Origin of the sequence: Wolbachia endosymbiont (group A) of Bibio marci (genome assembly GCF_947251645.1) — a bacterium.
GTDB lineage: Bacteria > Pseudomonadota > Alphaproteobacteria > Rickettsiales > Anaplasmataceae > Wolbachia.
In genome coordinates this window covers 266286-292188 of record NZ_OX366364.1, presented here as the reverse complement: position 1 = coordinate 292188, position 25903 = coordinate 266286, and the positions used below count along the sequence as shown (strand labels likewise).

The 25903-nt window shown below is 35.0% G+C and carries 27 protein-coding genes, 1 tRNA gene and 4 pseudogenes; 15 read left to right on the top strand and 17 right to left on the bottom strand.

Going from position 1 to position 25903, the window contains the following annotated elements; translation table 11 throughout:
- Window positions 1-12: 12 nt before the first annotated feature.
- The 4 genes from OPR48_RS01655 to OPR48_RS01640 all read left to right on the top strand — a co-directional run bounded on the left by OPR48_RS01655 (window position 13) and on the right by OPR48_RS01640 (window position 1868).
- A complete protein-coding gene (locus tag OPR48_RS01655; RefSeq protein ID WP_265026301.1) occupies window positions 13-210 on the top strand; it encodes a hypothetical protein in 198 nt (65 codons plus the stop codon).
- Window positions 211-533: 323 nt separating this feature from the next.
- On the top strand, window positions 534-665 hold the full coding sequence (locus OPR48_RS01650) for a hypothetical protein (protein ID WP_265025910.1): 132 nt from the start codon (window positions 534-536) through the stop codon (window positions 663-665).
- Complete coding sequence (locus tag OPR48_RS01645) at window positions 650-1606, top strand: IS5 family transposase (protein WP_265025790.1); 957 nt, start codon at window positions 650-652, stop codon at window positions 1604-1606. The genes OPR48_RS01650 and OPR48_RS01645 overlap by 16 nt, the downstream gene beginning before the upstream one ends.
- Window positions 1607-1736: 130 nt before the next feature.
- A complete protein-coding gene (locus OPR48_RS01640; protein WP_265026300.1) occupies window positions 1737-1868 on the top strand; it encodes a hypothetical protein in 132 nt (43 codons plus the stop codon).
- Here OPR48_RS01640 and fabD read toward each other — a convergent pair.
- Window positions 1865-2839, bottom strand: a complete 975-nt coding sequence (fabD, locus tag OPR48_RS01635) for an ACP S-malonyltransferase (protein WP_265026299.1) — start codon at window positions 2837-2839, stop codon at window positions 1865-1867. The genes OPR48_RS01640 and fabD overlap by 4 nt on opposite strands.
- Window positions 2840-2967: 128 nt before the next feature.
- On the opposite strand from fabD, the gene rpmE reads away from it, so the two are divergent.
- The 3 genes from rpmE to OPR48_RS01620 all read left to right on the top strand — a co-directional run bounded on the left by rpmE (window position 2968) and on the right by OPR48_RS01620 (window position 5452).
- Window positions 2968-3171, top strand: coding sequence for a 50S ribosomal protein L31 (rpmE, locus tag OPR48_RS01630; RefSeq protein ID WP_250294634.1), 204 nt, complete (start codon window positions 2968-2970; stop codon window positions 3169-3171).
- Window positions 3172-3209: 38 nt separating this feature from the next.
- On the top strand, window positions 3210-4004 hold the full coding sequence (locus OPR48_RS01625) for an NAD kinase (protein ID WP_265026298.1): 795 nt from the start codon (window positions 3210-3212) through the stop codon (window positions 4002-4004).
- 83 nt (window positions 4005-4087) lie between these two features.
- Window positions 4088-5452 carry a hypothetical protein gene (locus tag OPR48_RS01620; RefSeq protein ID WP_265026297.1) on the top strand — a complete coding sequence of 455 codons (1365 nt, stop codon included), beginning with the start codon at window positions 4088-4090 and terminating at the stop codon, window positions 5450-5452.
- A 67-nt stretch (window positions 5453-5519) separates the two neighbouring features.
- On the opposite strand, the gene OPR48_RS01615 is transcribed toward OPR48_RS01620, so the two are convergent.
- Window positions 5520-5660 (bottom strand): hypothetical protein, encoded by a 141-nt coding sequence (locus OPR48_RS01615; protein WP_265026296.1) that lies wholly within the window; start codon window positions 5658-5660, stop codon window positions 5520-5522.
- Between the two features lie 91 nt (window positions 5661-5751).
- On the opposite strand from OPR48_RS01615, the gene OPR48_RS01610 reads away from it, so the two are divergent.
- Complete coding sequence (locus tag OPR48_RS01610) at window positions 5752-6708, top strand: IS5 family transposase (RefSeq protein WP_265025723.1); 957 nt, start codon at window positions 5752-5754, stop codon at window positions 6706-6708.
- A 449-nt stretch (window positions 6709-7157) separates the two neighbouring features.
- Here the strand turns inward: OPR48_RS01610 and OPR48_RS01605 are convergent, their stop codons facing one another.
- The 3 genes from OPR48_RS01605 to OPR48_RS01595 form a co-directional block, all read right to left on the bottom strand.
- Entirely contained in the window at window positions 7158-7283 is a 126-nt protein-coding gene (locus tag OPR48_RS01605) for a hypothetical protein (protein WP_265026295.1), read from the bottom strand.
- 397 nt (window positions 7284-7680) lie between these two features.
- Window positions 7681-8277, bottom strand: coding sequence for an RDD family protein (locus OPR48_RS01600; RefSeq protein ID WP_265026294.1), 597 nt, complete (start codon window positions 8275-8277; stop codon window positions 7681-7683).
- 24 nt (window positions 8278-8301) lie between these two features.
- A tRNA-Leu gene (locus OPR48_RS01595) sits at window positions 8302-8384 on the bottom strand.
- Window positions 8385-8491: 107 nt separating this feature from the next.
- Between OPR48_RS01595 and OPR48_RS01590 the strand changes: the two genes are divergently transcribed.
- Both OPR48_RS01590 and OPR48_RS01585 read left to right on the top strand, forming a co-directional pair.
- Window positions 8492-9943, top strand: coding sequence for a replicative DNA helicase (locus OPR48_RS01590; protein WP_265026293.1), 1452 nt, complete (start codon window positions 8492-8494; stop codon window positions 9941-9943).
- A 204-nt stretch (window positions 9944-10147) separates the two neighbouring features.
- Window positions 10148-10837 carry a hypothetical protein gene (locus tag OPR48_RS01585; RefSeq protein WP_265026292.1) on the top strand — a complete coding sequence of 230 codons (690 nt, stop codon included), beginning with the start codon at window positions 10148-10150 and terminating at the stop codon, window positions 10835-10837.
- A gap of 36 nt (window positions 10838-10873) precedes the next feature.
- On the opposite strand, the gene metG is transcribed toward OPR48_RS01585, so the two are convergent.
- The 3 genes from metG to icd all read right to left on the bottom strand — a co-directional run bounded on the left by metG (window position 10874) and on the right by icd (window position 14711).
- Entirely contained in the window at window positions 10874-12409 is a 1536-nt protein-coding gene (gene metG, locus OPR48_RS01580) for a methionine--tRNA ligase (protein WP_265026291.1), read from the bottom strand.
- 208 nt (window positions 12410-12617) lie between these two features.
- On the bottom strand, window positions 12618-13256 hold the full coding sequence (nth, locus tag OPR48_RS01575; RefSeq protein WP_265026603.1) for an endonuclease III: 639 nt from the start codon (window positions 13254-13256) through the stop codon (window positions 12618-12620).
- Between the two features lie 27 nt (window positions 13257-13283).
- The gene (gene icd, locus OPR48_RS01570) at window positions 13284-14711 is read right to left on the bottom strand and encodes an isocitrate dehydrogenase (RefSeq protein ID WP_265026290.1); all 1428 of its coding nucleotides are present in this window, start codon (window positions 14709-14711) and stop codon (window positions 13284-13286) included.
- A gap of 143 nt (window positions 14712-14854) precedes the next feature.
- Here icd and OPR48_RS01565 point away from each other — a divergent pair, with 143 nt between their 5' ends.
- The 3 genes and pseudogenes from OPR48_RS01565 to OPR48_RS01555 all read left to right on the top strand — a co-directional run bounded on the left by OPR48_RS01565 (window position 14855) and on the right by OPR48_RS01555 (window position 16951).
- A complete protein-coding gene (locus tag OPR48_RS01565) occupies window positions 14855-15349 on the top strand; it encodes an RDD family protein (RefSeq protein WP_265026289.1) in 495 nt (164 codons plus the stop codon).
- A 482-nt stretch (window positions 15350-15831) separates the two neighbouring features.
- Window positions 15832-16734: pseudogene (locus tag OPR48_RS01560) on the top strand (transposase).
- A 49-nt stretch (window positions 16735-16783) separates the two neighbouring features.
- A complete protein-coding gene (locus OPR48_RS01555) occupies window positions 16784-16951 on the top strand; it encodes a hypothetical protein (protein WP_265026288.1) in 168 nt (55 codons plus the stop codon).
- A gap of 333 nt (window positions 16952-17284) precedes the next feature.
- Here OPR48_RS01555 and OPR48_RS01550 read toward each other — a convergent pair.
- The 6 genes and pseudogenes from OPR48_RS01550 to OPR48_RS01525 form a co-directional block, all read right to left on the bottom strand.
- Window positions 17285-18126: pseudogene (locus OPR48_RS01550) on the bottom strand (IS982 family transposase).
- A gap of 145 nt (window positions 18127-18271) precedes the next feature.
- Window positions 18272-19792, bottom strand: a complete 1521-nt coding sequence (gene purH / locus OPR48_RS01545; protein ID WP_265026287.1) for a bifunctional phosphoribosylaminoimidazolecarboxamide formyltransferase/IMP cyclohydrolase — start codon at window positions 19790-19792, stop codon at window positions 18272-18274.
- 87 nt (window positions 19793-19879) lie between these two features.
- Window positions 19880-20779 (bottom strand): methionyl-tRNA formyltransferase, encoded by a 900-nt coding sequence (gene fmt / locus OPR48_RS01540; RefSeq protein ID WP_265026286.1) that lies wholly within the window; start codon window positions 20777-20779, stop codon window positions 19880-19882.
- Between the two features lie 19 nt (window positions 20780-20798).
- Window positions 20799-21164 (bottom strand): 50S ribosomal protein L20, encoded by a 366-nt coding sequence (gene rplT / locus OPR48_RS01535; protein ID WP_265026285.1) that lies wholly within the window; start codon window positions 21162-21164, stop codon window positions 20799-20801.
- 20 nt (window positions 21165-21184) lie between these two features.
- On the bottom strand, window positions 21185-21391 hold the full coding sequence (rpmI, locus tag OPR48_RS01530) for a 50S ribosomal protein L35 (RefSeq protein WP_015589253.1): 207 nt from the start codon (window positions 21389-21391) through the stop codon (window positions 21185-21187).
- A 98-nt stretch (window positions 21392-21489) separates the two neighbouring features.
- Window positions 21490-21933 carry a PAS domain-containing protein gene (locus tag OPR48_RS01525; RefSeq protein WP_320109932.1) on the bottom strand — a complete coding sequence of 148 codons (444 nt, stop codon included), beginning with the start codon at window positions 21931-21933 and terminating at the stop codon, window positions 21490-21492.
- Between the two features lie 522 nt (window positions 21934-22455).
- Between OPR48_RS01525 and OPR48_RS01520 the strand changes: the two are divergent.
- A pseudogene (locus OPR48_RS01520) lies at window positions 22456-22677 on the top strand (transposase); the annotation flags it as partial.
- Window positions 22678-22860: 183 nt separating this feature from the next.
- Here OPR48_RS01520 and OPR48_RS01515 read toward each other — a convergent pair.
- A complete protein-coding gene (locus OPR48_RS01515; RefSeq protein ID WP_265026283.1) occupies window positions 22861-23832 on the bottom strand; it encodes an IS110 family RNA-guided transposase in 972 nt (323 codons plus the stop codon).
- Between the two features lie 289 nt (window positions 23833-24121).
- On the opposite strand from OPR48_RS01515, the pseudogene OPR48_RS01510 reads away from it, so the two are divergent.
- Window positions 24122-24583: pseudogene (locus OPR48_RS01510) on the top strand (transposase); the annotation flags it as partial.
- Here the strand turns inward: OPR48_RS01510 and OPR48_RS01505 are convergent.
- Both OPR48_RS01505 and OPR48_RS01500 read right to left on the bottom strand, forming a co-directional pair.
- A complete protein-coding gene (locus tag OPR48_RS01505; RefSeq protein WP_265026282.1) occupies window positions 24566-25324 on the bottom strand; it encodes a recombinase family protein in 759 nt (252 codons plus the stop codon). The pseudogene OPR48_RS01510 and the gene OPR48_RS01505 overlap by 18 nt on opposite strands.
- 130 nt (window positions 25325-25454) lie before the next feature.
- Window positions 25455-25760, bottom strand: a complete 306-nt coding sequence (locus OPR48_RS01500; RefSeq protein ID WP_265026281.1) for a hypothetical protein — start codon at window positions 25758-25760, stop codon at window positions 25455-25457.
- Between the last annotated feature and the right edge of the window lie 143 nt (window positions 25761-25903).

Sequence of the window (25903 nt, the reverse complement as noted above, 5' to 3'; positions counted from 1 at the left end):
GATGCATGGCTAATGTACAATACTGAAATAAAAATTCCAGTGCTCCCTTTCTTGTCATCCCAGTGCTTGACACTGGGATCCAGCTTTCTTTACAAATTCACCAAAAGTGCTTCATTCTATAACGCAAAACCCATACTCACCAAACTCAATGCATTACTTGCAATTAAGTTTCCTGGATGCCAGTGGGCTTTGTTGCATCGCTACTTATGAAAGGCTAACTATAGTTAGGATTATAAGCAACCTATTGAAAATCTTGTTTTTTTGCAATCAATCTGATCAAATTTAAGAATAGTAATTTATTATTTACATTAATAAATTTAATTCTATTGAAAATAGCTAAAGCATTGAAATTCTTGAATTTTAGCCGGATTAGTGAGTGGTAGTGAAATTTCTTTTACTTAAATTTAGGTATTCACTGACCGTTCTTGTTATAAATACCAGAATAATAAGCTACTGATATTCTCCATCTTTTTTATCTTTAATCCATCATAGCTAGCGATGCAACAAAGCCATGCCAGTGTCAAGCTACTCGGATGACACCATTCTTTTTCCTGGATCCCAGTGGGCTTTGTTGCATAGCAACCGAAAAAATCTGGTGGCTACTGACAAAATTCATTATAAATAACCATTTAACTGTTGAAGAAAAAATATGCCACAGAAAATGAAAGTCAGTAACCAAAATGAATATAACAAATTTCTCCAGGAAAGAGGAAATATTTTTCATTATATCAATGAAGCCATAGAAAATTGGTATGAAAATAGTCCAAAAATGCAAGGCGGCAACTATATTTACAGTGATAAAGTTGTGATTTTGGTGCATATAATTGTCAATCTTTTTAGAATTGGTTTAAGACAAACGGTGGGGTTTATAAAAGGATATATGCAACAAATAGGAAGAGATTTAGCAGTTATCAGCTATTCACAAGCATCAAGAAGGTTTAAGAAACTTAATATTAAGATCAATGATTGCAGAATTGATAAAAATAATATGGAAGACATCGAAATTGCTATAGATAGTACAGGTATCAGCATTTACAACAATACCCCTGGTCACAGCAAGGAAAATAGCGCTAACAGAAAATATCATGGCTATGAACAGACAAGAAAATTGCATGTAATGTTGAATATAAACAGCAAAAAAGCTATAGCTGTAAAATACAGTAACGGTGTCTACTCTGATCACTATGGAGCTTGCGATTTGCTTAAAGAAGTTAATTTTCAGCATATCATAAAAGCACTATATGCAGATAGGGCATATGATAGGCACAAGTTTTACAAATTGTGTCACGAATATGATATAAAGGCAAAAATTCCACCAATAAACAATGCGGCAGAACATCCAGAAATAGATTATATGTCTGACAGAAATGCTGCTATTAGGTTAATAAAATTATACGGTGAAGATGGCGTGAAAGAATGGAAAAAAGAAGTAAATTATGGGAAAAGATCTTATATTGAAGGGTTTTTCTCAAGATTAAAGCAAATATTTGGATTCAGCTTTAGGAATAAATCCGAAGTAAATCGCGAAAAAGAATTGCTGATTAAGTGCTATTTGCTTAATCAATTTACTGAAATTGGTATGGCTAAATTTGAAATGGCTACATGATATTTATCGTAAATTACTACCAGTATAAGGTGCGATGCAACAAAGCCCACTGGGATCCAGGAATTTTGATTGGGCACTAAGTTGGTAAGCATAAAAGTGGCTGATCTTATGTTAAAACACAACGTTCTTGATGAGATTACGGCAAGGCTGGATTCCAGTGTCAAGCACTGGAATGACACCATTTGCTGTGCAGTTTACCTTCAAGAATGAATGTTCGTACAGTTGTGCGTCACGCGCTGGCAAACAGATGTGTTTAACTTAACCCAACTTTAAATTTTTCGCTGTTAGTACTAATGATTCATTAAAGAAGCTGTCAATATCACCAATACTATCTATACTTTTTGTACTGATAGATTGGTCAATCCTTTTGACTAAATTAGATAAAACTTTATTAGGGCCAATTTCAACGAACTTGTTAATACCACAACGCGCCATATGTAAAACCATTTCTCTCCATCTCACTCTGCTTATAATTTGCTTAGCAAGCAAAGTTTTTATAACTTTGGGATCACTCTCCTCTTTAGCTGTAACATTTGATATCAAAGGAACTATAGGGCGAGTCATTTTAATACCCTTCAAAAATTCCAAAACTTTTTCATCAGCAGGTTTCATAAGAGATGAATGAAAAGGTCCACTAACCTGTAATTTAATCAATTTCCTCACACTCGAGTTTTTGAATAAATCAGGTAATATCTCAAGGACTTCTGCAGTACCACTTACCACTACCTGCCCACCGCCATTATCGTTTGCAATTTCACAAATTCCGTCAATTTTGGCTGATCTTAATATGTCTTCCACTTCATTTATCTCTGCTCCAAGCAACGCAACCATTCCGCCTTTACATTTCAGTGAAGCTTCATGCATTGCTTCGCTGCGAACTTTTAGCAGCTTGACTGCAGACTCAAGCGTTAACGCTCCTGCAGCACACAGCGCTGTATACTCGCCAACTGAATGCCCACAAACATATTTAACATTGTGATTAGCAAAAAGAGATTTGCCAAACACATGCTCGATAACGCGTAGCATTGCAATTGACACTGCCATTATAGCTGGCTGAGCGTTTTCTGTAATGGTTAATTCTTCAATAGGACGGTTGAAGATTAAATGAGACAGCTTTCTACCCAATATGCTATCTACTTCATTAAATACTTGTCTTGCAACGGAAAACTCACTATATAAGCTCTTTCCCATTCCTACAAACTGAGAGCCCTGACCAGGGAAAGCGAAAATCATGATAATTATTATTTATTCCCTATTAAGTATAACATTTTATCTATTTTTTGTCAATATTTTAGAATAATGATTGACTTAGTGAATTAAGTTCACTAGAATATTAACTGACTAAAAGTTTATAAGCAACAATGAATTATCATAAAATTATTATAGTTATGACAGACGGTCAAGAGTTTGAAACTCGTTCCACTTATGGAAAGGAGGGAGACAGGGTAAAGCTTGATAGAGATCCTCTTACTCACCCTGCATGGACTGGAAGTTTGACAAGCGGGTCAGCAAGTAAAACTAGCAAATTAGCTAAGTTTAACGATAAATATGGAAGCATTTTCTAATTTTCCTCCTCTTTAAGTTTTAGAGAGTTTACTGAAGTATGCATAAATACAAAAATATAGGCTATGTTGCTTCTCAATCACCAAAATCGCAGGAAGTATCTAAACTATTAAAGGAACTTAATTTTATCAATATAACAGAAGAAAATAAGTCCGAAATTGATCTACTGATAGTTGTTGGCGGTGATGGCTTTATGCTACGCACCTTGCATAATTACGTTATAGAAAACAAAAACACACACGTATACGGAGTAAACACTGGCAATGTTGGGTTTTTGATGAATAAATGCTTTAGTTGCAGTGAAGATTTAATTGATCATATAGAGCATGCAACTTCAACTCAGTTAACTTTGCTAAAAATGGAAGCAACAGACACAAGTGGCAAGAGATATCATTACATAGCAGTAAACGAAGTATACGTTTTTAGAAAAGCGAATCAAATAGTAGAGATGAATATTACTATTAATGATAAGTTAAAAGTAGAAAAATTTAGAGGGGACGGAGTAATATTATCTACCCCCACAGGCAGCACTGCATATAACTTCTCTGCCGGTGGCCCAATTTTACCACTAAATTCAAACTTACTTGCACTCACTTCTATCAATAGCTATTACCCAAGGCATTGGAGTGGAGCGTTAATATCAAACGATACAATCGTACAAATTGACATTAACGACACAAAAAACCGTCCAGCACTTGTAGTATCAGATTACAAGGAGTTTCATAATATATCACAGATAAAAATACAAAAAGACCATGAAAACACAATAACTTTGCTCTTTGACAAAGATTACCCTCTGAATGAAAGGATCTTTGATAGACAATTTCTATATTAATAATTATCCGTAAATTGGTATTTACTACATCTTAATAACTATAGCGTAATCAATGCAGCATAGTAATTAATTTTGGAGCAGATATGCATGGATTAGAAAACGGAGATAATGTCACACCAACTTCTTATACAAAAAAGGATGAAGATGGCAAGAAAGTACTGCCGACACCAGCACCTAGAAGCACAGTGCCACGAACAAACGATAAAAATGAAATTTCACACTCTACAAGTCCGTTTGATGGCGAGTCTGATGATAAAGAAACAGCAAACTTAAATATGGAAGGATCAGTTGGTAATGGATCAGAAGAACCTATTTATGCAACTATAGACCCAGATACAAAATCTTCGAAAAAGAGTTTAGACAGTGGAGTAGGTGATCAAAGCTCAGGAATGCAAAGATCACCTTCTAAAGAGACAGTATTTAGTCTACCTTGGAATAGTGAAACATTAGAAGATTTACAAAGAACTAACAGCTCAAGTATACCTCCAACTGGCTCACCACCATCATACACAAGCGCAGATGGCTCTGAAAAGTCTTTGCCACTAGATAATGAATCTGATACAGGTAGCACAACAAATAAAAAAACAAACAGAATCTTGCCAAGAGCAAAGTATGTCATGCAGCAGAAGAGCGTTATAATTTTTGGTGCAACTGCTATTATACTCAGCACATCTGCAGCTTTATTATATTTACAAGATAAAGAAAAATTTATTGCATTTTTTACAAACGGCCCAAACTATATTACTATACCGGTCATTGCACTTGCTTCATTGCTTGCAATTAGTCCAATATTTTTTGCAATAAAACAGTTTAGAAATACTGAAGAACATCACATTCAAAAAGAAGATGCGAATGAAATTTTAGCTGATGTGTTGGAGCATCAGCCAAAAAATAAAGCTATAAAATCTGTAAGACTGGAATATAGCAATAACACTCATTCAAATTTTGTATTTAATGCTTTGGAATCTGAAAACGACTTCATGAACATTGACAAAAAAGTAATTAGTAAAACTAGTAAAATAGAATCAGTAATTAACAATAGGCCACTATTTACTGCATTACTGACCGGTGTAGTTGCTGCAAATATAGCGTTTCCTTTATGGCTATATGCGGAAGGCGGTGTTAATAACGTACAAAAATTTTACCAAAACCCTTTGACTAATAACATAGGATTATCATTACTTATAGGTTCAGGTGTATTTGCATTATTAATTATATGTTCTGGCGTGCATTATTATAGAAAAACAAATTGCACTAACCTTATATATTCTCAGGAAAAGATTGATCCTGAAAGCGTTAACAAGAAATTCATTGAAGAAATAAAACAAGAAAGAACAGAGGTTCTTGGAGAAAACCACAGTAAAGACGCTAAACGCAGCAGCTTAACGCTTGAGCAAGTTGTAGTCCAATCTCATAATTGTAAGGATGTTGTTTATAGTGTCGGTTAATAAAATGCACAACGTAAAACACAATGCCTTATGCTCTTTCTTCGTCATCCCGGCGCGCGACGCTGGTTCACTTTATAATGACAGTGCCATTCCATCTGTCATCCGAGTAGCAGGCACTGGTTCCTTTATGACGGCAGTGCCCAAAGGTGTCATCCCAGTAGCTGACGCTGATTTCCATCCAAGAGGGTGTCATTCCAGTGCTTGACACTGGAATGGCTTTGTTGCATAGCAACCGAAAAAATCTGGTGGCTACTGACAAAATTCATTATAAATAACCATTTAACTGTTGAAGAAAAAATATGCCACAGAAAATGAAAGTCAGTAACCAAAATGAATATAACAAATTTCTCCAGGAAAGAGGAAATATTTTTCATTATATCAATGAAGCCATAGAAAATTGGTATGAAAATAGTCCAAAAATGCAAGGCGGCAACTATATTTACAGTGATAAAGTTGTGATTTTGGTGCATATAATTGTCAATCTTTTTAGAATTGGTTTAAGACAAACGGTGGGGTTTATAAAAGGATATATGCAACAAATAGGAAGAGATTTAGCAGTTATCAGCTATTCACAAGCATCAAGAAGGTTTAAGAAACTTAATATTAAGATCAATGATTGCAGAATTGATAAAAATAATATGGAAGACATCGAAATTGCTATAGATAGTACAGGTATCAGCATTTACAACAATACCCCTGGTCACAGCAAGGAAAATAGCGCTAACAGAAAATATCGTGGCTATGAACAGACAAGAAAATTGCATGTAATGTTGAATATAAACAGCAAAAAAGCCATAGCTGTAAAATACAGTAACGGTGTCTACTCTGATCACTATGGAGCTTGCGATTTGCTTAAAGAAGTTAATTTTCAGCATGTCATAAAAGCACTATATGCAGATAGGGCATATGATAGGCACAAGTTTTACAAATTGTGTCACGAATATGATATAAAGGCAAAAATTCCACCAATAAACAATGCGGCAGAACATCCAGAAATAGATTATATGTCTGACAGAAATGCTGCTATTAGGTTAATAAAATTATACGGTGAAGATGGCGTGAAAGAATGGAAAAAAGAAGTAAATTATGGGAAAAGATCTTATATTGAAGGGTTTTTCTCAAGATTAAAGCAAATATTTGGATTCAGCTTTAGGAATAAATCCGAAGTAAATCGCGAAAAAGAATTGCTGATTAAGTGCTATTTGCTTAATCAATTTACTGAAATTGGTATGGCTAAATTTGAAATGGCTACATGATATTTATCGTAAATTACTACCAGTATAAGGTGCGATGCAACAAAGCCCACTGGAATCCAGCTTTTTCATAATCATCAAAACGTTGTACTTTAGCATAAAACGGCTACTTTTATGCTTACCAACTTAATAAAATTCCTGGATCCCAGTGGGCTTTGTTGCATCGCTAGCTATGATGGATTAAAGATAAAAAAGATGGAGAATATCAGTAGCTTATTATTCTGGTATTTATAACAAGAACGGTCAGTGAATACCTAAATTTGAGTAAAAGAAATTTCACTACCACTCACTAATCTGGCTAAAATTCAAGAATTTCAATGCTTTAGCTATTTTCAATAGAATTAAGTTTATTAATATAAATAATAAATTACTATTCTTAAATTTGATCAGATTGATTGCAAAAAAACAAGATTTTCAATAGGTTGCTTATAATCCTAGCTATAGTTAGCCTTTCATAAGTAGCGATGCAACAAAGCCATCCCAGTGTCTGGGCACTGGGATGACAAGAGAAGGTACTGGGATGACGGTTGTCGTTCAGCTACAAACGTTAAGAAATTTACTAAACAAAAAAAAGGCAAAAGAAGCCCTGGTCATTGTCTATTTTCAGTATTTGGCGTTTTTTAAGCCTTAAACGCTGCAATTTAGCTGCTTTTAAGTGCAACTAACTTTAGCTAAAATGTTTAAGAAATTTACTAAGCAGAAAAAAAGGCAAAAGAAACCCCGTGGTAATTAGTGTTCACTCTCTAATCCTTCAAATTGGCGTACTATACTGTCTTAAACGACTTATAAGCGCGTTTCAGCTTATATAGGTAAAAACCTAGAAATGTTGTGAAGACATAAGGTGCACATAGTGCAAAAAATTAAAAATAAGACGCCAACTACGTTGTTTTTTTGCTGTTTAATCTGCACAGATGAAGATAACTGAATACCTTCAGTTTTATGATAAGGGGGCTGGCGGAGGGTGTCAAGTAGTTTTTAGCTCTGCCTTCTAAGGCTTTTACTCGTGACAACTACTGTGCCTGCGATCTTGTCGTGCCAAGTTTGACAGCGTTTGTTGAAATTTGACCATAAAAAGCCCAAGAATAATGGTGCAACTGACAATATAAAGGAAAAAAATCTCTTTGTTGCTTGTCTTAGAGTCATCTTTTCGAAAGTTTGTGCATCCACAACTCTAAGCCCAAGTAATAGTTTTCCAGGTGTGGCAGCAAACCTTACCCACATATATGTTACATAGCAAAAGAGCATAATGCATTGGACTATTTGATTTAGGATCCACAGTTTACCAAGTCTACTCTGCATTGCCTTTTCTTCCGCAGACAGTGGTGCTTGCATTTGGGATTTTGCAGCAATTTGACTTAATATTTTGCTATCCTCTGAGTTCATAAAGAGCTGATTTAAGGCTTGGCTGCAAAACTGCAAGAACAAGACAATAATAATCAAATCAAGCAATACTGATATATAGCGCCTGAGGCCCGTTACATAACATATTCCATTTTCATCTTTCTTTACCTTTTGAATAACATTTATAGAAGAAAAAATAGAAAATAAACGATCAAAAAATTTATGTAACATATATACACTTTCCAATATTTAACGTGCCCCTGGCCGGACTTGAACCAGCATGCTTTTGCAAGCAACAGATTTTGAGTCTGCCGTGTCTACCATTCCACCACAGGGGCATTAAGTTTTAATGCTATAGGTAGCACAAAATTAGTCAAATTTTATATGTCTTTCAAATCAAAACTAAATATTCTACAATAATCAACAGTTACTCTCAAAACTTAAAATGAATGAATTAGCTAGTCTCCTCAGTTCAAGAGGTGTAGACAAGGAAATATGCAAATTACCGCATAATTTAGAAGCCGAGCAAATGCTTATTGGTGCAATGATCCGTGATAATAGAATCTGTGATGCAGTTGAAGACACAATAACAGCAGAAAATTTCTATGATCCATTACATCAAAGTATTTTTACGCAAATATCCAAAACCAGAAAACACGGCATAATTGCCAATGAACTCAGCCTAAAAATGTTTTTTGAGAACGACCAAGCATTTACCGAATGTGGTGGGGTAGAGTACTTAGCAAAGCTTGCAGCTAAAGCAAGTATTGCACTTGATATCTATAGTTTGACTAGAATAATCCGTGACACTTACTTAAGGAGATGTTTAATTAAGCTCGGGCAAGAAATAGTTGGTGATAGCTACAACTACGATATTGAAAATCCTGCACAAGCGCAAATTGAACAAGCAATGACAAAATTGTTCAACTTAGCAATAAAAAAACAAGGTGAGAAAACATATATAAAACTTGCAAGTTCAATTAAAGACGTAGTTGAGAAGATCAGCACGCTGAAAAATAATCCTGAAGCGCTGGGCGTTACAACCGGACTTCAAGATCTAAATCAGCTTCTTGGTGGTTTGCAGAAATCTGACCTATTAATTCTAGCTGCAAGGCCTTCTATGGGTAAAACAGCATTGGCGCTAAACATCGCACTTAATGCTTGTAAGATGTTGCAAAAAAGAGCAGATAAACAACACTATGTAGCGTTTTTCTCGCTTGAAATGTCAGCAGAGCAATTAACTGCAAGGCTGATCACTATAGATTCAGGGATTAGTTATTATAAGGCATTAACCGGGAGAATTAGTGATTTTGAATTGCATGAATTTATCAATGCTAGTACAGAATTATCTGAACTGCCTTTTATCATAGATGACACCCCTGCGCTATCAATTAGTGCCCTTCGCACCAGAATACGCTTGCTGTATCAATTATATAATGTAGAAGTGGTATTCATTGATTATTTGCAGCTAATCAGAGGAACAACAAAAAGGAGTCATGAAAATAGAGTGCAAGAAATCTCGGAAGTGACGCAGGGTTTGAAAGCAATTGCAAAGGAGCTAAATATTCCCATTGTTGCACTATCTCAGCTCTCTCGTTCTGTTGAGCAGAGGGATGATAAAAAACCACAACTTTCTGATTTACGTGATTCAGGAAGCATAGAGCAAGACGCAGATATAGTAATGTTTCTCTATAGAGAAGAGTATTATGAACTAAGAAAACAGCCGAATGAAGGGAATAATAAACATCGGGAATGGCAAGAGAAAATGGAAAAAATTAGAAACATTGCAGAGCTCATTATTGCAAAGCAGAGAAATGGACCAATTGGCAGTGTGAAGCTATATTTTGACTCTAACAGAGGTTCATTTAAAGATTACACGGAGAGGCATAGTTTGTAGCCTTCAGTAATCTTTTGTCAATATCTACCCTTGTCATCCCGCTACTTGTTAGCGGGATCTATGGCTGGGATAACGCGAATGAATCGCGGTATGACGGTAAGGTTTACCTCATTGCGATTCATTAATTTGTTAATAAAATTGACATATCTTTTTATTTGTGCTACAATCTTTAGTAATAAATTAATTATTTTAGTGAGGTATACAATGAAAAATATATTTAATAAAACTAACGCACCTTATCTTGTAGCTGGTACTTTGGCTACTTTAGCTCTGGTATCATCTGGAGTAGTTGGTGTCTTAATTGCAGTTGCAGTTTTTAATGCAAGTCTTCCACTTATTGCAGGCCTTGTAGGCCTTGCCATATTTTCTGCTGCGACTATTGCACTTTCAGCTGTAGCAATTAACAAAAACAAGACCATTTCTGAGAAAGATACTCAACTGGCTGAGAAAGATATTAAGATTTCTAGCCTGGAAAACCAGTTGGCTAAGAAAGAGAAAGCAATAGAGGCTAAGAATAAAATTATTGTTAATCCTAATAAAGATCATGAACTGAAGCGTAGAGAGAAAGAACAAAAAGTTTTAGATTATGCAGATCTCAGGAGTCTATTTAAAGAGGAAAAGCAGGGAAAGGTTTTAGATAGTGTAGCTATCGGGAATCCTAATACTAAAACTGAAGATGGTCAATATAAAGAGGAAACTAAAGTTAATGGTTATGTAAATCAGGCGGTAGGTGCAGTTAATTGGCTTGTTGGTCAAGCAAAAAAAATTACACCTGTTGTAGCTGCGAGTTATTTGCCTTATGTTTTTTATAATTATGCTACCACTCCTGTGTCAGCATCGTTTGATGATGTTAACGTAACTCAATCGTTTGTTGCAACCAGCCCGGCACTTTAAAACAAAATAGTAGAGGGCATATTATATGCTCTCTACTCAAATGTCAACCCTCAAAAAAACCGGCGTAGGTTTAGGCAATGTTATGCCTGAACTTACGCACGCGTCGCACAGAGATTTTAAATCACGTTGCTCTTTTGGAATTTGCAGTTGATCGAGTATCGTTTCTGCTGATTTGGGAACAATTGGCTGCAATAAAGTGCCAATTATCCTGATATATTCCAGTAGTTTGTAGATTACTAAGTTCATACGCACTCTATCGGTTTTGCTTAATATCCAGGGTGCACTTTTGTCTATATAAGCGTTGGCTTCAGAAGAGATATTGATAATTAGAAGTATAATCTGGTTAAATTCATACTTTGATAGGTGACTCATCACTTGATCGAGTATAGCTTTGCAACCTGGAAGACTTTCTTCACCTTTAAGTAGGCTTTGATCGATTGTCGGTACAATTCCAGAACATTGCTTGTGTAAAAATGAAATTGTTCTTTGTACTAAATTGCCTATGTTGTTTGCCAGTTCTGAGTTTATTCGGCTGATCATGTTTTTCTTACTAAAGTTGCCATCCTGGCCAAAACTTGCTTCCCTGAGGAGAAAATAGCGTAGTTGATCAACACCAAACTCTTGAGCGAGGCCGATTGGATCTATGACATTACCAAGGGACTTGGATATTTTTTCTCCCTCGTTCAACCACCAACCATGAACTGCAATTTGTTTTGGCAGTGGCAAATCTGCTGCAAGGAGAATCGCTGGCCAATATACAGCGTGAAAGCGTAATATGTCTTTGCCGATTACATGAACGTTGGAAGAGCTGTCACTTGCCCAAAACTTCTTATATCCTTCATCTTCTGTGCTAGGGAAACCTATTGATGTAAGATAATTGGTTAATGCATCTATCCAGACATAGATTACGTGCTTGTCATTACCTGGTACTTTTATTCCCCAGTTAAAACTAGTACGAGAGATTGAAAGATCAGTGAGTCCTGATCTTACAAACGATACCACTTCATTTTTTCTGCTCTCAGGAAAGATAAAATTTGGCTGATTTTTATAGAGTTCCAGTAATTTGTTTTGCCAGTTTGACAAGCGAAAAAAGTAGCTCTCTTCTTTTACCCACTCAACCTCAGCACCTGTTGGTGCTTTGCCATCTATCAGTTCTGATTCCTGATAAAATGCTTCATCACGAACTGAATACCAACCCGAATAGGAATCCAAATATATTTGTCCTCTCTCTTCAAGTCTATTCCATAAAGCTATAACTGCTTTTTTGTGACGCTCCTCCGTAGTGCGAATAAAATCGTCATACTCAAAATTCATAAACATAGCCAATTCTTTAAATGAAACGCTCACTTCATCTGTAAATTCTTTTGGCTGCATTTCCTTTGCTTTAGCTGCTTTTTCTATTTTTTGTCCATGTTCATCTGTACCGGTGGTAAATTTGACATTTTTTCCAGCTAGTTTCATGAACCTTGCCACAACATCACACAAAAGAGAAGTGTATGCATGACCGATATGCGGCTTATCGTTTACGTAATATATTGGCGTGGTGATGTAAAAGTTCTCGAATTGCTTCATTATCCAGTGCTTAAAGCTTTATCGTATCTGTGCTAATAATAAAAATCAATATGTAGTACACTATGTATAACTATACAAACGTTTGTTTTAGAAAGCAATCCGCACAGCAGATGGTGTCATGAAAGTAGCTGACACTGATTTCCATCCAAAAGGGTGTCAAGGAATTTTTGCATTTCTATGAGCTACTTAGATGACAAAAGAAGAAATACTAGACCTTATACCTTTTGCACTCAAATTCACATAAATCATGAATTATACACGTTTCACACGAAGGTTTCTGTGCTTTGCAAACATATCTACCATGCAAAACTAGCCAGTGATGAGCATAAAGCAGGTATTCTTTTGGAACTACATTTAAAAGAGATTGCTCTGTTTTAAACACATCTTTTTCTTTCACAAGTCCAACTCTATTGCTCACCCTAAAAACATGAGTATCAACCGCCAATGTTGGAATACCAAGCCCCGAATTTAAGAACACATTAGCGCTCTTTCTCCCAACCCCTGGTAAAGACACCAAATCATCGAAATCAGTAGGCACTTTGCTATTGTACCGCTCAATCAATATTTTGCTGAGCCCGATTATGTTTTTTGCTTTGGAATTATATAAACCAATACTGCTTATGCATTTTTTCAGCTCATTTTGTCCCAAGCTCAGCATTTTTTCTGGCGTATTAGCGATATTAAATAGTTCTCTTGTAATTTTATTAACGCTTACATCGGTTGTCCGTGCTGATAAAACTATCGCAATCAGTAACGTAAAATGATTGGTATAATTTAGCTCTATTTTTGGCGTAGGATTTGATTGCTGAAATTTTTCAAATATCAATTCTACTTTTTTTGAGTCCATTTCATTTACCACACCTCTTTTAAATATTTAAACGAAGAACCCCTCTTTCCCATCATACAAATACAATTTGTCCATTCTCACCACATCAAAGCTATTTTCTTCGAGTTTGATTAGCAAGTTATTTACATCACTATTTGTAATAGCTTGCTTTTCATTATTTGCGATAAACCTACAGGTTATTTGGTCACTTGAAGATTTTGAACTTCCTGGCCAGATCGCAAGTCCTTTTGAGTATATTGCTATAATTTGCGGATTACTCGATTCAAATAATCCTACTATTTGATCAACATTACTGGATTTGTCCCAAGCGAGAGTTATATCACTACCCACTAGCTTTTTAACTTTATAATCTTGCTCGTAATTGTCTTGTACTTTATTCACTTTACTATCCGAACCACTGCTGATTATAAGCTCAGGTAATATTCCAGGTTTCTTTCCTAGATTATCTATAACAGCTTCTGCAAATTCTTTTGTACCAACTTTCTGTTTACTCCTTCTCTCCTTATATAAATCGGCAGTGTGTATTCCATCCTCCAAAGTCTTGAGCCATGCATCGTAAACCAGTTTTGCAGTACTCACTTGACCTATGTAAATTAGCATATACACTGCAGCATTTAAAAGACCAGAAGGATTGGCTATGTTTTTTCCTGCAATATCAGGAGCAGAACCGTGCACTGCTTCGAACATCGCATATTCGTTGCCAATGTTACTACTTCCGGCAAGCCCTACAGACCCTGAAGTTTGTGCCACAATGTCCGATAATATATCACCATATAGATTTTCAGTTACTATAACATCGAAATTCTCCGGTTCTGTGGCAACACGTGCCATTCCAATATCAACTATATAATGTTCTGCCTTTATGTCCTGGTATTCCTTTGCAATGCGATCAAACGCTGCATGGAAAGTTCCGTCAGTCATTTTCATGATGTTATCTTTAGTCAGGCAAGTTACTTTTTTTCTATTGTGTTTTTTCGCGTATTCAAAAGCGTACCTGCATATCTTCTCTGAGCCAGATCTAGTAATAATTTTAGTGCATTGGTAAAAGTCACCAGTGAGCCTATGCTCTATTCCAGTGTAAACGTCCTCTTCATTTTCACGTATTACTACGATATCAAACTTATCGAATTTATTTTCTATAACAGGATGATATGAAACGCATGGTCTGATATTTGTATACAACCCTAGATTTTTTCTGAGTGCAACATTTAAGCTCTTGTGGCCTTTACCTTGAGGAGTTGTTGTTGGAGATTTTAATAATATTTTTGTCCTTTCAATTGATTCCCAACCACTTGGAGAAATTCCATGAAACCATTCCTTACTATAAACACGCTCTCCTATTTCAATGACATCTATTGAGATTTTTGCTTCTGCTTCGCGCAATATCGACAGCACCGCTTCCATAATCTCTGGTCCGATACCGTCGCCATACGCAACTGTGATTGGTGTTGACATAACTTTCCTAACTACAAATGATTTAATGTTAATTCAAATGATAGAGTGACACAAGCAGCTAATATTACCCATATTAGTATATTTACGGTTATTTAATAACGTATTTTTATACTAGTTACGTCACAGTAGAACATGGGCAGAGTATGGATACTAAAGTAAGTTATGCAGGGATTACAAGACGTATTTTTGCATTTGCAATCGATTATGTTTTAGCACAGGGAATGGGGTTTGTTATCGGATTTATCATTGGATTTACTTTAGCATATTCTCTATCACTCAATGTAACTGAAATGATTTTAGATAAAGCAGTAACTATACAAGTAATAGGGTTGATATTGGAATTAATATTTTATGTATTTACGATAATAGAATTTGGTGGTACTCCAGGACAATTGTTACTTCGCATGCGTGTAAAAGACGAAAATACACTTGAAAAAATCACTCTAATACAAGCAATAAGCAGAACAGCAGTTTTTGGAGTATTATATTTTATAATCTGCTACACACTATTCAATATTTCTAGTCTATTCATAGTTGTATCAATCTTAATCATATTATTTGCAATCCTTGACCAGCGTAAACAATTTCTTCACGACAAAATTGCAAAAACAGTAGTAATAGACTATAAACCTAGTTGATATTTTTCTTTAGCTGTCTGCCACCAATGGTGTTATTCCAGCGCATGACGTTAGTTAGAATCCAAAAACCATGAGAGCTACAAAAACTTACTTGACAAACTCCGCCAGCCCCCTTATTGTAGTATTAAGGGTATTTATGACTCATTGTTTTTGACCTGCAGGCTCAATGACAAAATTCAGTAAAAAACTCAGGGTATTTATTGGCGGATTACATAAAATTATAGCGGCTGCATGTCTTTTTTATTTTTTCTACATTCAGCCAAATCGCGCTTAAACTAAGCGTCAGCAAATTATTACAGCGCCAATTTAAAGGTATCCGTTCAGCCAATGGCGTCAACTTAAGGGAAAATATCAGTGATTGTGTATAAAACTTCTCTCTAAATTTTTTACCATTAAATTACCCAAAAGCTGCAATAAACAGCACTTTTGTTTCTGTTTTATTTCAACAAAGAAGTCTAAAATATGTCCTTTTTAGGTGAAACATGCAAAAAGGAAAAAATCTTATTCTACAAATTAAAAATATAATATACTCGAAAGCTTTTCAGAGAATCCATTGTGTTGAGTTTTACACGAACAAGAAAACTTCCTTTTACAACAGTATTTTCTATGATTTTAAAGTTAATTAAGAAAAGTTTAGGAATAGAATGTGAGCTCATTAAGTTCCACCCTCAAAGCAAGCTTTTTCTAAAGCAAGATATAAATACAGGTTTTAAAGAATTTAAGCATCCAAACAGCCTATTGAGCAAACGTTAGCAGAAACCTGAAGTCGTTACTCAAATGCGTTCATTAAATCAAATTATTTATCTACGACCGTCTTCATTAAAATTTATTCAGCAGCATTATGAATTGAAAGTAGACTTTATTTTTCGCTTGCAAAAAAGAAATTATAGCAAGCTATGGTTCATCTGGTGAATTAGATTTTGTGCTAGAAAATAAAACGAAAAGCCAAAAAGTAAGAGTAATAGTGCTTACATTAGCCAATGGGGAAACAGAGTTTTTGACCGAGACTTTGGAGCAAAGCTTATGTGTTAAGGTGGCATATAGAAGAGTGCTATAAACGACTCAAAATAGGTGCAGAGTTAGAGAATTTTTCTGGCGTAAATTTAGAGGCTGTATTACAAGAATTTTGGGCAAACTTAGTCATGTGTAATATATTGTCGCTTCATATCACAAGGGCCTTGGAATCCAGATAAAATTGCTGATAAATTTTTCAGTTTTATTTGGTGTAATGAGGCAGAAACTCTATCAGGTACTTATTGCGCCAAAAAACTTTCAAGCCCTTTTTGATAGAGCAAGTATACGCGCTAAAGTTAAAATCCGACCAGGACAGCCGCAATAAGGTAGATAAGCCCAAACGCCATCATGTCTTTAGGAGAGTTTGCTAATGAAAGTTCTTAAGTTGACGCCATTGTCTGTTCAGGGGCATCGCAAATATTGAAGCAAAAGTGGTGTCATCCAAGTAGCCTCCTTCTCCTGTCATCCCAGTGCTTGATACTGGGATGGCTTTGTTGCATCGCTACTTATGAAAGGCTAACTATAGCTAGGATTATAAGCAACCTATTGAAAATCTTGTTTTTTTGCAATCAATCTGATCAAATTTAAGAATAGTAATTTATTATTTATATTAATAAACTTAATTCTATTGAAAATAGCTAAAGCATTGAAATTCTTGAATTTTAGCCGGATTAGTGAGTGGTAGTGAAATTTCTTTTACTCAAATTTAGGTATTCACTGACCGTTCTTGTTATAAATACCAGAATAATAAGCTACTGATATTCTCCATCTTTTTTATCTTTAATCCATCATAGCTAGCGATGCAACAAAGCCTACTGTGATCCAGATTAGACACTGAGTTGGTGAGTATAAAAGTATAGCTAACGCGAGCTCTACGTCATACCGTGATTTATTCACGGTATCTCTAACGCTAACTATGGATTAGCCGGTAAAGAAAGTGCTGGAAATAGAAGGTTTTTTCCGTTTTAGGGAATATGAAATAAGCGTGGAAAAAATGTGAACTAACAGGAGATCTATGGCGAGTATGTTCAATTTCCAATCTATTTTTTAGGTAACCAAAGACCGTTTCGATAATCGATCTCTTCCGTAACAAAATCTTCTCTTTCAGAGGAATTAATGCATTTTTCATACCTTTTTTCACCTTGGTAACAAGCTTTAGATTTCTATCAAAAAAATAGATCTTTTTTAATATAACCTTTATCTCCAAATAATAAACCTGCTAACTTTTTAGTCAGGTCTGGAACTGGTTTCCTATCGTCAACGTTACCCTTTGTCAAAATAACCCCTTACCTATTTCATTGATTACCATATGTAATTTAAAGCCATAAAACCAGCCAGTAGTGTTTTTCCCTATTTTTGCAATTCTAGCAAAGACTTTGTGTTTTTAGATTCTTTTTTTATGACATACTGCAATTGAAGTTGAATCAATATAGGAAATGCCTGTGGTTTTTGCTTAACCACTGTAGCAACATTGCTAAATACCACAAAACTCGTGGTTTTAACGCAATAAACCTATCATATGAAGGTAGTGTTGGAAAGTCCGACTTATGTAACAACTTTAAGTAATATAGATAAAATGATTTAAAATTTTCGTATCTAGATTGCTGGTATAGTAGAATTATTGTGATAATTTCAGAATACGTTATTTCTGGCACTCTGGTAGGTTTTTTACCATTAGACAACAGTCTGTTGGCAAAATTTTCATCTATTATTTTACAATAATCATCTACAAAACAGAACAATTCTGTTATATTCTTATTCATTGGGTAACCTCCTATTTCTTGCTAAAATACTGGAGTTTACCCTCTTTTTCCCTCCTCTCTTACTATTTTTCTAATCCATAGTTAGCGTGCATGGTAGACGATGTTCGTATAGTTGTAGCAGTGTAGTTTGGATAAGACACAAAGCCTAATGGAAAAAACTGCGAACGCCAGTGAAAAACATAGCAATTTTATTTTCATTTGCAGCTTTTATCACATCTTGATCTTTTAGCGAGCCACCTGGCTGAATTATAGCTGTAATCCCATGTTTTGTACTTTCTACTATGCTATCTGGGAATGGGAAAAATGCATCTGAAGCAAGCACCGCACCTTTACATTTTTCACCTGCTTTTTTCACTGCAATGTTAACACTATCTATTCTGCTTGTTTGTCCTGCACCGATGCCAATAGCACAACCGTCTTTTGCTATAACTATTGCGTTGGATTTTACATGTTTACATATTTTCCAGGCAAAAATAAGATCTTTTTTTTCTTTGTCTGTTGCAGTGTGCTCTGTTACTTGGCTCATTTCTTCTGCTTTTATTGTGTGGTTATTATTTTCTTGCACCAAAAACCCACCAACAACATTTTTAATTTGGTATTTCACATTTTGTTGGAAAGATTTATGAATAATCACTCTTAAATTTTTCTTTCTTTGTAAAATTTTTAGTGCCTCATTGCTGACTGACGGTGTTATCACTACTTCCAAAAATATCTCGTTTAATTTTTCTGCTAGCTTTAAATCTATCTCCCGATTTAAGGCGACTATTCCGCCAAAACTGCTTACTTCATCACACGATAGAGCTTTTTCATATGCCTCCAAAGCATTATCACCAACAGCAACGCCACATGGGTTATTGTGCTTGATTATCACTGCTGCAGGCTCTTTAAACTCAGAAATTATGTTAAGTGCGGATTCTATATCTACTATGTTATTATAACTCAGCTCTTTTCCATGTATTTTTTCCAACGGATATTTTGTAAATTGATTACTATAAAATGCAGCTTTTTGATGGGGATTTTCACCATACCTTAATACTTGTGCTTTATGCCCGTATAGAGCACAAAACTCTGGTAATTCATTATTTTTACTCTGGGATAAAAACCAACTGTGAATATTAGAATCGTAGTGTGCAGTGAGAGCAAATGCTTTGGTTGCTAAATGTTTTCTATATTCCAATGTTGTTTTATTGTTATTTTCTATCATCTCAGCTTTCAGTGCTTCATAGTCTTGAATGCTGGAAATGACTGAAGTAAAATGAAAATTTTTTGCTGCAGCTCTGATTAACGCCACTCCACCAATATCAATTTGTTCTATGATTTGCTCTTCATTTGAGCCGCTACTTACTGTCTCCCAAAATGGGTATAGGTTAGTTATAAGCAGGTCTATTGGCTCAACACCTAGATTTTGCATTTCCATTTTGTGCTTTTCTCGATCACAAAGTATTCCTCCATGAATTTTAGGGTGTAAAGTTTTCACTCTACCACCCAGTATCTCTGGAAATTGTGTGTAATCTGAGACCTCTTGTGTTTTTATTCCTGCACTAGATAGCACTTTATAAGTATTTCCCGTTGAAAGAATTTCTATTTGTTGCTGCGTTAAAAACGATGCAAGATCAATTATATTCGTTTTATCGTATACTGATATTAAAGCTCTTTGTATTTTCATTTTTGTACAGAAAGTTTTATAGGATTATATCTAAGAAAAGGAAATTTAGCTATTACATTTCTACACTAAGCTCTTCTTTGAAGTAGTCTATTCTATAAATTTTTTTACCATGCTTGATTTCAAGCCACGAATAAAATCTTCAATACTGCAAGGATTTCTCCCTTCCATTTGTACAACTTTAGGAATTAAAGTGCCACCTTTTAAACTTATGTGCATATTATCATTAACGATCTTACCTTGTTCTGAAGCGAGAGCTTCAAAGTCAGCATCAAGTATCCTGATACGTTTATTCTCTATCTTGATGAACGCTTTTGGGTAAAATGCTTTAACCTTTCTATAAGCAACTTCACAAGCATCACTTGCATAAATTTTATAGTCTTCCACTTTGTCAGCGTAACATGCATCATTATTATTCTGTTTTAAGGGAACCTGTTTTTCAATTTCGTTTAGCACTTCCAGCAGTAAATCACTGCCTAATTCAGACAATTTATCGTGCAATGTCTTGTAATTATCGTTCTTTTCGATAAGAAATTTTTCCTGTTTTAAAATAGGGCCGGAATCTAATCCTTCACCCAATTGCATAATGCTAACCCCGGTTTCTTGATCTCCTGCTAAAATTGTGTGCTGTATCGGAGCTGCACCACGCCACCTTGGTAATAATGAAGGATGAATATTAATACAACCATATTTTGGAATATTCAAAATTTCTCTTGGGAGTATCAATCCATACGCAGCTACAACTGCAACGTCTGGTTTGAAATTTCTAAATTTTTCCTGCTCTGCCGAAAACTTTAGAGAGATAGGAGTACATACCTCTATGTTACTTTCTTCAGCGATAACATGTACTGGAGATTTCGTTGGCTTCTGTCCACGCCCTGAAGGTTTTGGAGCCTTGGTGTATACTGCTACTATTTCATTCTGTGATTTCAATAGTAAGTTTAGCGTACTAACAGCGAATTCCGGTGACCCCATGAAAATAATTCTCACGCTTTCAAGTGTTTTTGCTTTAAGAATTCTCCGCTAATTTACCACTTACAGCTTCTACTAATTTGGCAAAATCATCCTTATAATTAACGGCCATCTCAGCAAGAATTTTTCTATTTAAATCAATTTCAGCAAGTGTAAGACCATGCATAAACCTACCATAAGTAAGCCCATGCTCTCTTGCTGCTGCATTAATACGTATTATCCATAAGCTACGGAAATCACGTTTACGGGTTCTTCTGTCTCTGTAAGCATATTGCAGTGCTTTTTCAACTCTTTGTAATGCAATTCTATAACAACTTTTTGCGCGTCCTCTATAACCCTTTGCCAGTTTCAATATTTTTTTATGACGAGCGTGAGTAGTGACTCCACGTTTTACCCGAGCCATTTTATTTTACCTCCATTTTGTTAAATACCATAAGGCATATAAAGCTTAACTATACGCGAATCAGATTTACCAAGAATCGTTGTACCGCGCTGATTACGAATATTAGATTTACTTCTCTTTACCATGCCATGCCTTTTGCCTGACTGAGTAGAAATGACTTTACCCTTAGCTGTAAGGTGAAAGCGCTTTTTAACAGAAGATTTGGTTTTTAATTTTATTTTCTTCATATTCCAAATAAATTTACAAATACTACTATTGAGTTCTTTAATAGTAATTAAGTAGTAGTATAAATAATTTTATTAAAGAATCAAATTAAAATTGTATATTAAAGGAGCTTAAATGTAATTACGCCCAATATATGTGTTATACCTTCTTTATTCCCAAGTGGCAACAATACTTGCCTCATTTTAACACTTTCACTTTCTTCCTCTTCATTGATTGGGCATTTACTCTCTATTACAGTATCAAGTTTATCAATAACTGCATCTATTTTATATAGTCGCAGAAATGGTGCATCAATTGCATACTTATTATCAATGCGCATCTTTTTCTCAAAACCATAGAATTCAACAGCCTTTTCTCCTGCATTTTCACAAATATAACCTTGATCCTTGACTTCAATGATAAAACAATGCTGCCATGACTCCATTATTTCTGCAGTGTCTATTTCGTGCCTTTCTGGCCAATCTCTGTCTGATCCTTTTATGTCACTCCAGTGTTGAGTCACCACATTTGCTATTCTTTTTTCTTTGCCTACATAAATTTCCATTCCAATTTCCACATATAAAACACAGATATGAGGTAAATTTATCGTGAATGTATTGATTTTTTCTTACCACAAGGTGCATATCACTAGAAGTTTTTGTACCGATTCCTGTTTATAGAATAAACAATATGGGAAACAAGATTATACAAGGTAAATATAGCTAGTTGGTTTAGGGTAGCATTAACACCAAAATTATTAAATGAAAAAGTTGTGGATTTAGTAAAGGAAATATTAAAACAGGATATACAATTCTATTGATTTATTAAAGAATCCTGTATGTGAATTTAGGGGATGTTTAAAAAACATCCCCTAGTTTGGACAAGTGCTAATATTCGGTGCTAATTTGAGAAGATAGATGCGCTACTGATGTGGCATTGCTTACTCTGCTGGACAAAGATCCTCTTTCCTCTGTTTTCGGTGTAGCTCTGGAATGCTCAAGTTGAGTTTGATCACTGTTCTCAGAACCTGTTTAAAATCTCAAAGAGATGAGCTAAAGTAGGAACAGGTAAATAATGAGGTATATAAATGAGTCAAAGGTATCCAAGCGACATAAGTCGTGAGCAATTTGAAAAAATCAAACCAATTTTAGAAAGTAGGAAAAAGAAAACGAGACCAAGATTAATTGATATATACAAAGTATTTTGTGGAGTGTTATACGTGCTAAAAAGTGGTTGTCAGTGGAGAATGTTGCCAAAAGAGTTTCCAAGGTGGGAAAACATATATTACTATTTTCAAATGTGGAGTAAAAAGCAGTTGTGTTAAAAGTCAATAAAAAAAATGAAAAATATCGAAAAATTTTCAATTTAGTAGATTTATAAAAAATCAATATATTATGACTCTTAATTTAAATATTCTTAATCTAGTGTAGCTGTGGATAAGTACTTATAGTTTGTATAGCGTACTTATCCACAAGTTCTGCCATAAATTAGCTTAGATAGAAACAGACTGAGGACTATATTCCTCAGTAAAGACTCTATCGTCTCTGACCAAAGAGTTAGCAAAAATAAGCAGTTTTCTCATGGCAGCAGTGGAAGCAATTTTATATGGCTTTTTATATTGATTATATAATCTAGTAAAGAAAGGGTTGATATAAGAATTAACTTTTTGTGCACTGAGAATACACATGTGTAAAACCGTTCTAACTTGTGATCTACCGCCCTGAATACATCTCTTTCCTTTACTGAAACCACTGTCTCGATTAAAAGGTGCAAGTCCTGCAAGGCTAGATATTTGCTTTTCTTGAAGGGTTCCAAGTTCGGGCAAATAGCAAATCAAAGTAATGGCTGTGATTTTACTTACACCTGGTATGCTAGTTATTGATATATATTTTCTTTTAAGCTCTTGGTTTTGATCGATAAATGTAATCATTTCATCTTCTAAAGTTTTAATTTGATTACGTAAAATCGCGAGAAGCTCCTCTATTTGTTTGATTATAGATGTATCAGTTACCTGTTGGATTTGGGTTTTTTGTATTTTTGCTATTTCTACAAGTTGGTTTCTACGAGATAATTTTTGTTTCAAGCAATCAATATTACCATTATCAACTGTTAAAGGAGTAACACGCATATCTGTATTATTGATATAACGTGAAATGATACTGCAGTCTATTTTATCAGTTTTTGTAGTAATACTAAGGCTTTTAGCATAGTCTCTAACCCATCTAGGTTGAATGACGTACACCTCAAAACCATTGCTTAGTAAAGTATAGGCACATAATTTTTCGTATCCACCAGTTGCCTCAAGACCAACTTTGGTTACATTATGCAAACGTAAAAAGTCCAGCATTTCATCAATGGATTGTACATTGTTTTCAAATATTTTATAATGCTCAAGTGGGTGAATGTGGATATCTAATTTACTTTTGCTAACATCAATGCCAGCAATAATATTTGATGAATTCATAATTCCTCCATAATAATAACATATACTGCATTTTCCAGTCTTATATACGAGCCTAAAAGCTCAATCAGTTGTTCGGAACTTTCAGTATAAATTTAAGAGAAGAGAACCTTGCTTTCCAACGGTCCCTATGACCAAGAAAGGAAACGGTTCCTCTTCTCTATACATCTTTATATTACTGCTTTGTCACACTTATAAAGACTTAATTTCAACATATAAGAAAGGAAAGGAGCCAAGCTTGTTGGTTAAAAAAAATTGGTTGCGACAAAACAGTGGTCGGAAAGAGAAAGCCAGTTTCTGCATAATTGATGCTCAAAGCGTCAAAAACGCAGATACTGCTGAAAGAAAGGGCTATGATGCAGGTAAAAAGATTTCAGGGTCATATCGCAGTTGATACACAACACATGCAATTCATATAACAACGGCAGAAGCAACTGATCGTAGCAGTGCTGTGAAAATGGTGGAAAATGCTAAAGAAAACCTCTCTGAAGTCAAAAATATACTCGTTGATGCTAGCTGTACAGGAGAAAATTTTGCAACACAAATAAAAGCAACTATTGGTGCAACTGTTGAGGTAGTAAAACGAAGCGAATTACATACCTTTGCTGTATTGCCAAAAAGATGGGTTGTCAAGCGGTCTTTTGCTTGGTTGGAAAAATGTAGACGGTTATGGAAAAATTGCGAGCGTAAACTCAACACAAGTTTACAAATGGTTGTTCTTTCCTTCATTTCTCTTCTATTGAGGAGATTTTAAACAGGTTCTTACAGAACTTCCGTAATATGCATAACGACAATGCTTACATACGATTAAACCTTGTAGTAAATACTTTGCTCCTCTTTCTCTTGTCCTTGCTATTTTTCTATTCTCAGCTAATTGTTCTTGAACTATATCAAACACATCTTCGTCCACTATATTTGGCACTTCAACATAAATCCAATTTGCTTTTTCAACAGAATAAGTAGAGTAATTATCTTTCGGTTGTTCACAAGAATGTTTTTGTGGTCTTATATGTTGTAACTTTACACCTACTTTTGTTTTACCAAAAGCTGCTTGTCCTTTGTAAGCAGGGTTTTTTAACATACCCCAAATTACACTTCTATCCCAGCACTTTTTTCCTGTTCGTGTTATAATAGACATAGTATTTAGCCGACGGCATACTTCCCCAATACTTGCTCTTTCCCTGCTTGCCCACAAAAATACTTTGCGAACAATATCAGCTTCTTCTTCGTTAATCTCAAATAAAGCTTGTCCTCCTCCCATATGTTTATCTATATAACGATAGCCATAAGGAGCTCCTCCCATTACGCTTACACAATCTTTATTAGCTGCATAAATCTTTCCACGACGACTTCGTTCCATAATTTTCGCTCGTTCATATTCTGCTATCATACCTTGCATTTGTAACAGCAATTGAGATTCTGGGTTATCGTTAATCTCATAATTTAAAAAAACCGCTTCTGCTCCTGCTTTCTCAAATTCTTCAAGTAATACCATTTGATATGCATATTTTCTAGATAAACGATCAGGAGAGTGAATCTATTAATTTTACCTTCTGTTACTTTATCACGTAATTTTTCTAGATTAGGACGGACTAACACTGTAGCCGTTATCAATAAATTTATACTCACTCAATAATTTGTACCCATCCATACCAATTTGCTTCTCTAAAGCTGCAACTTGACTTGCTATTGTATTTTCTTGTGCTTGTTTCCCTGAAGAAACCCTTGCATATAAACTCACTGTTACCATTTGATCCTCCTTGAATCCCATTTTTATCCTTTAAGTTTTTTTGACTTTCTCCCTTTGATGCTGACTTTTCATAAGCATCTGATAAATACTTTTCTGCCAACCGGTTAGGCTCATAGCTACAACTAATCCGTATAGCTAATCTCTTATTTCCCATTATCTTTCCTTGAAATAATATGTTCATATCATTCATTGAAGCTGATGGTTAATCGATTATTAGCGCTATAAATAAATGGCACTTTTGTTTTTGGACACAGAAGTTTTCGAGAAATAGTTTTCTCTAGTTTTATGTTTTTTGCAACATTGTTGGCGGAGTAGTGATAAGGG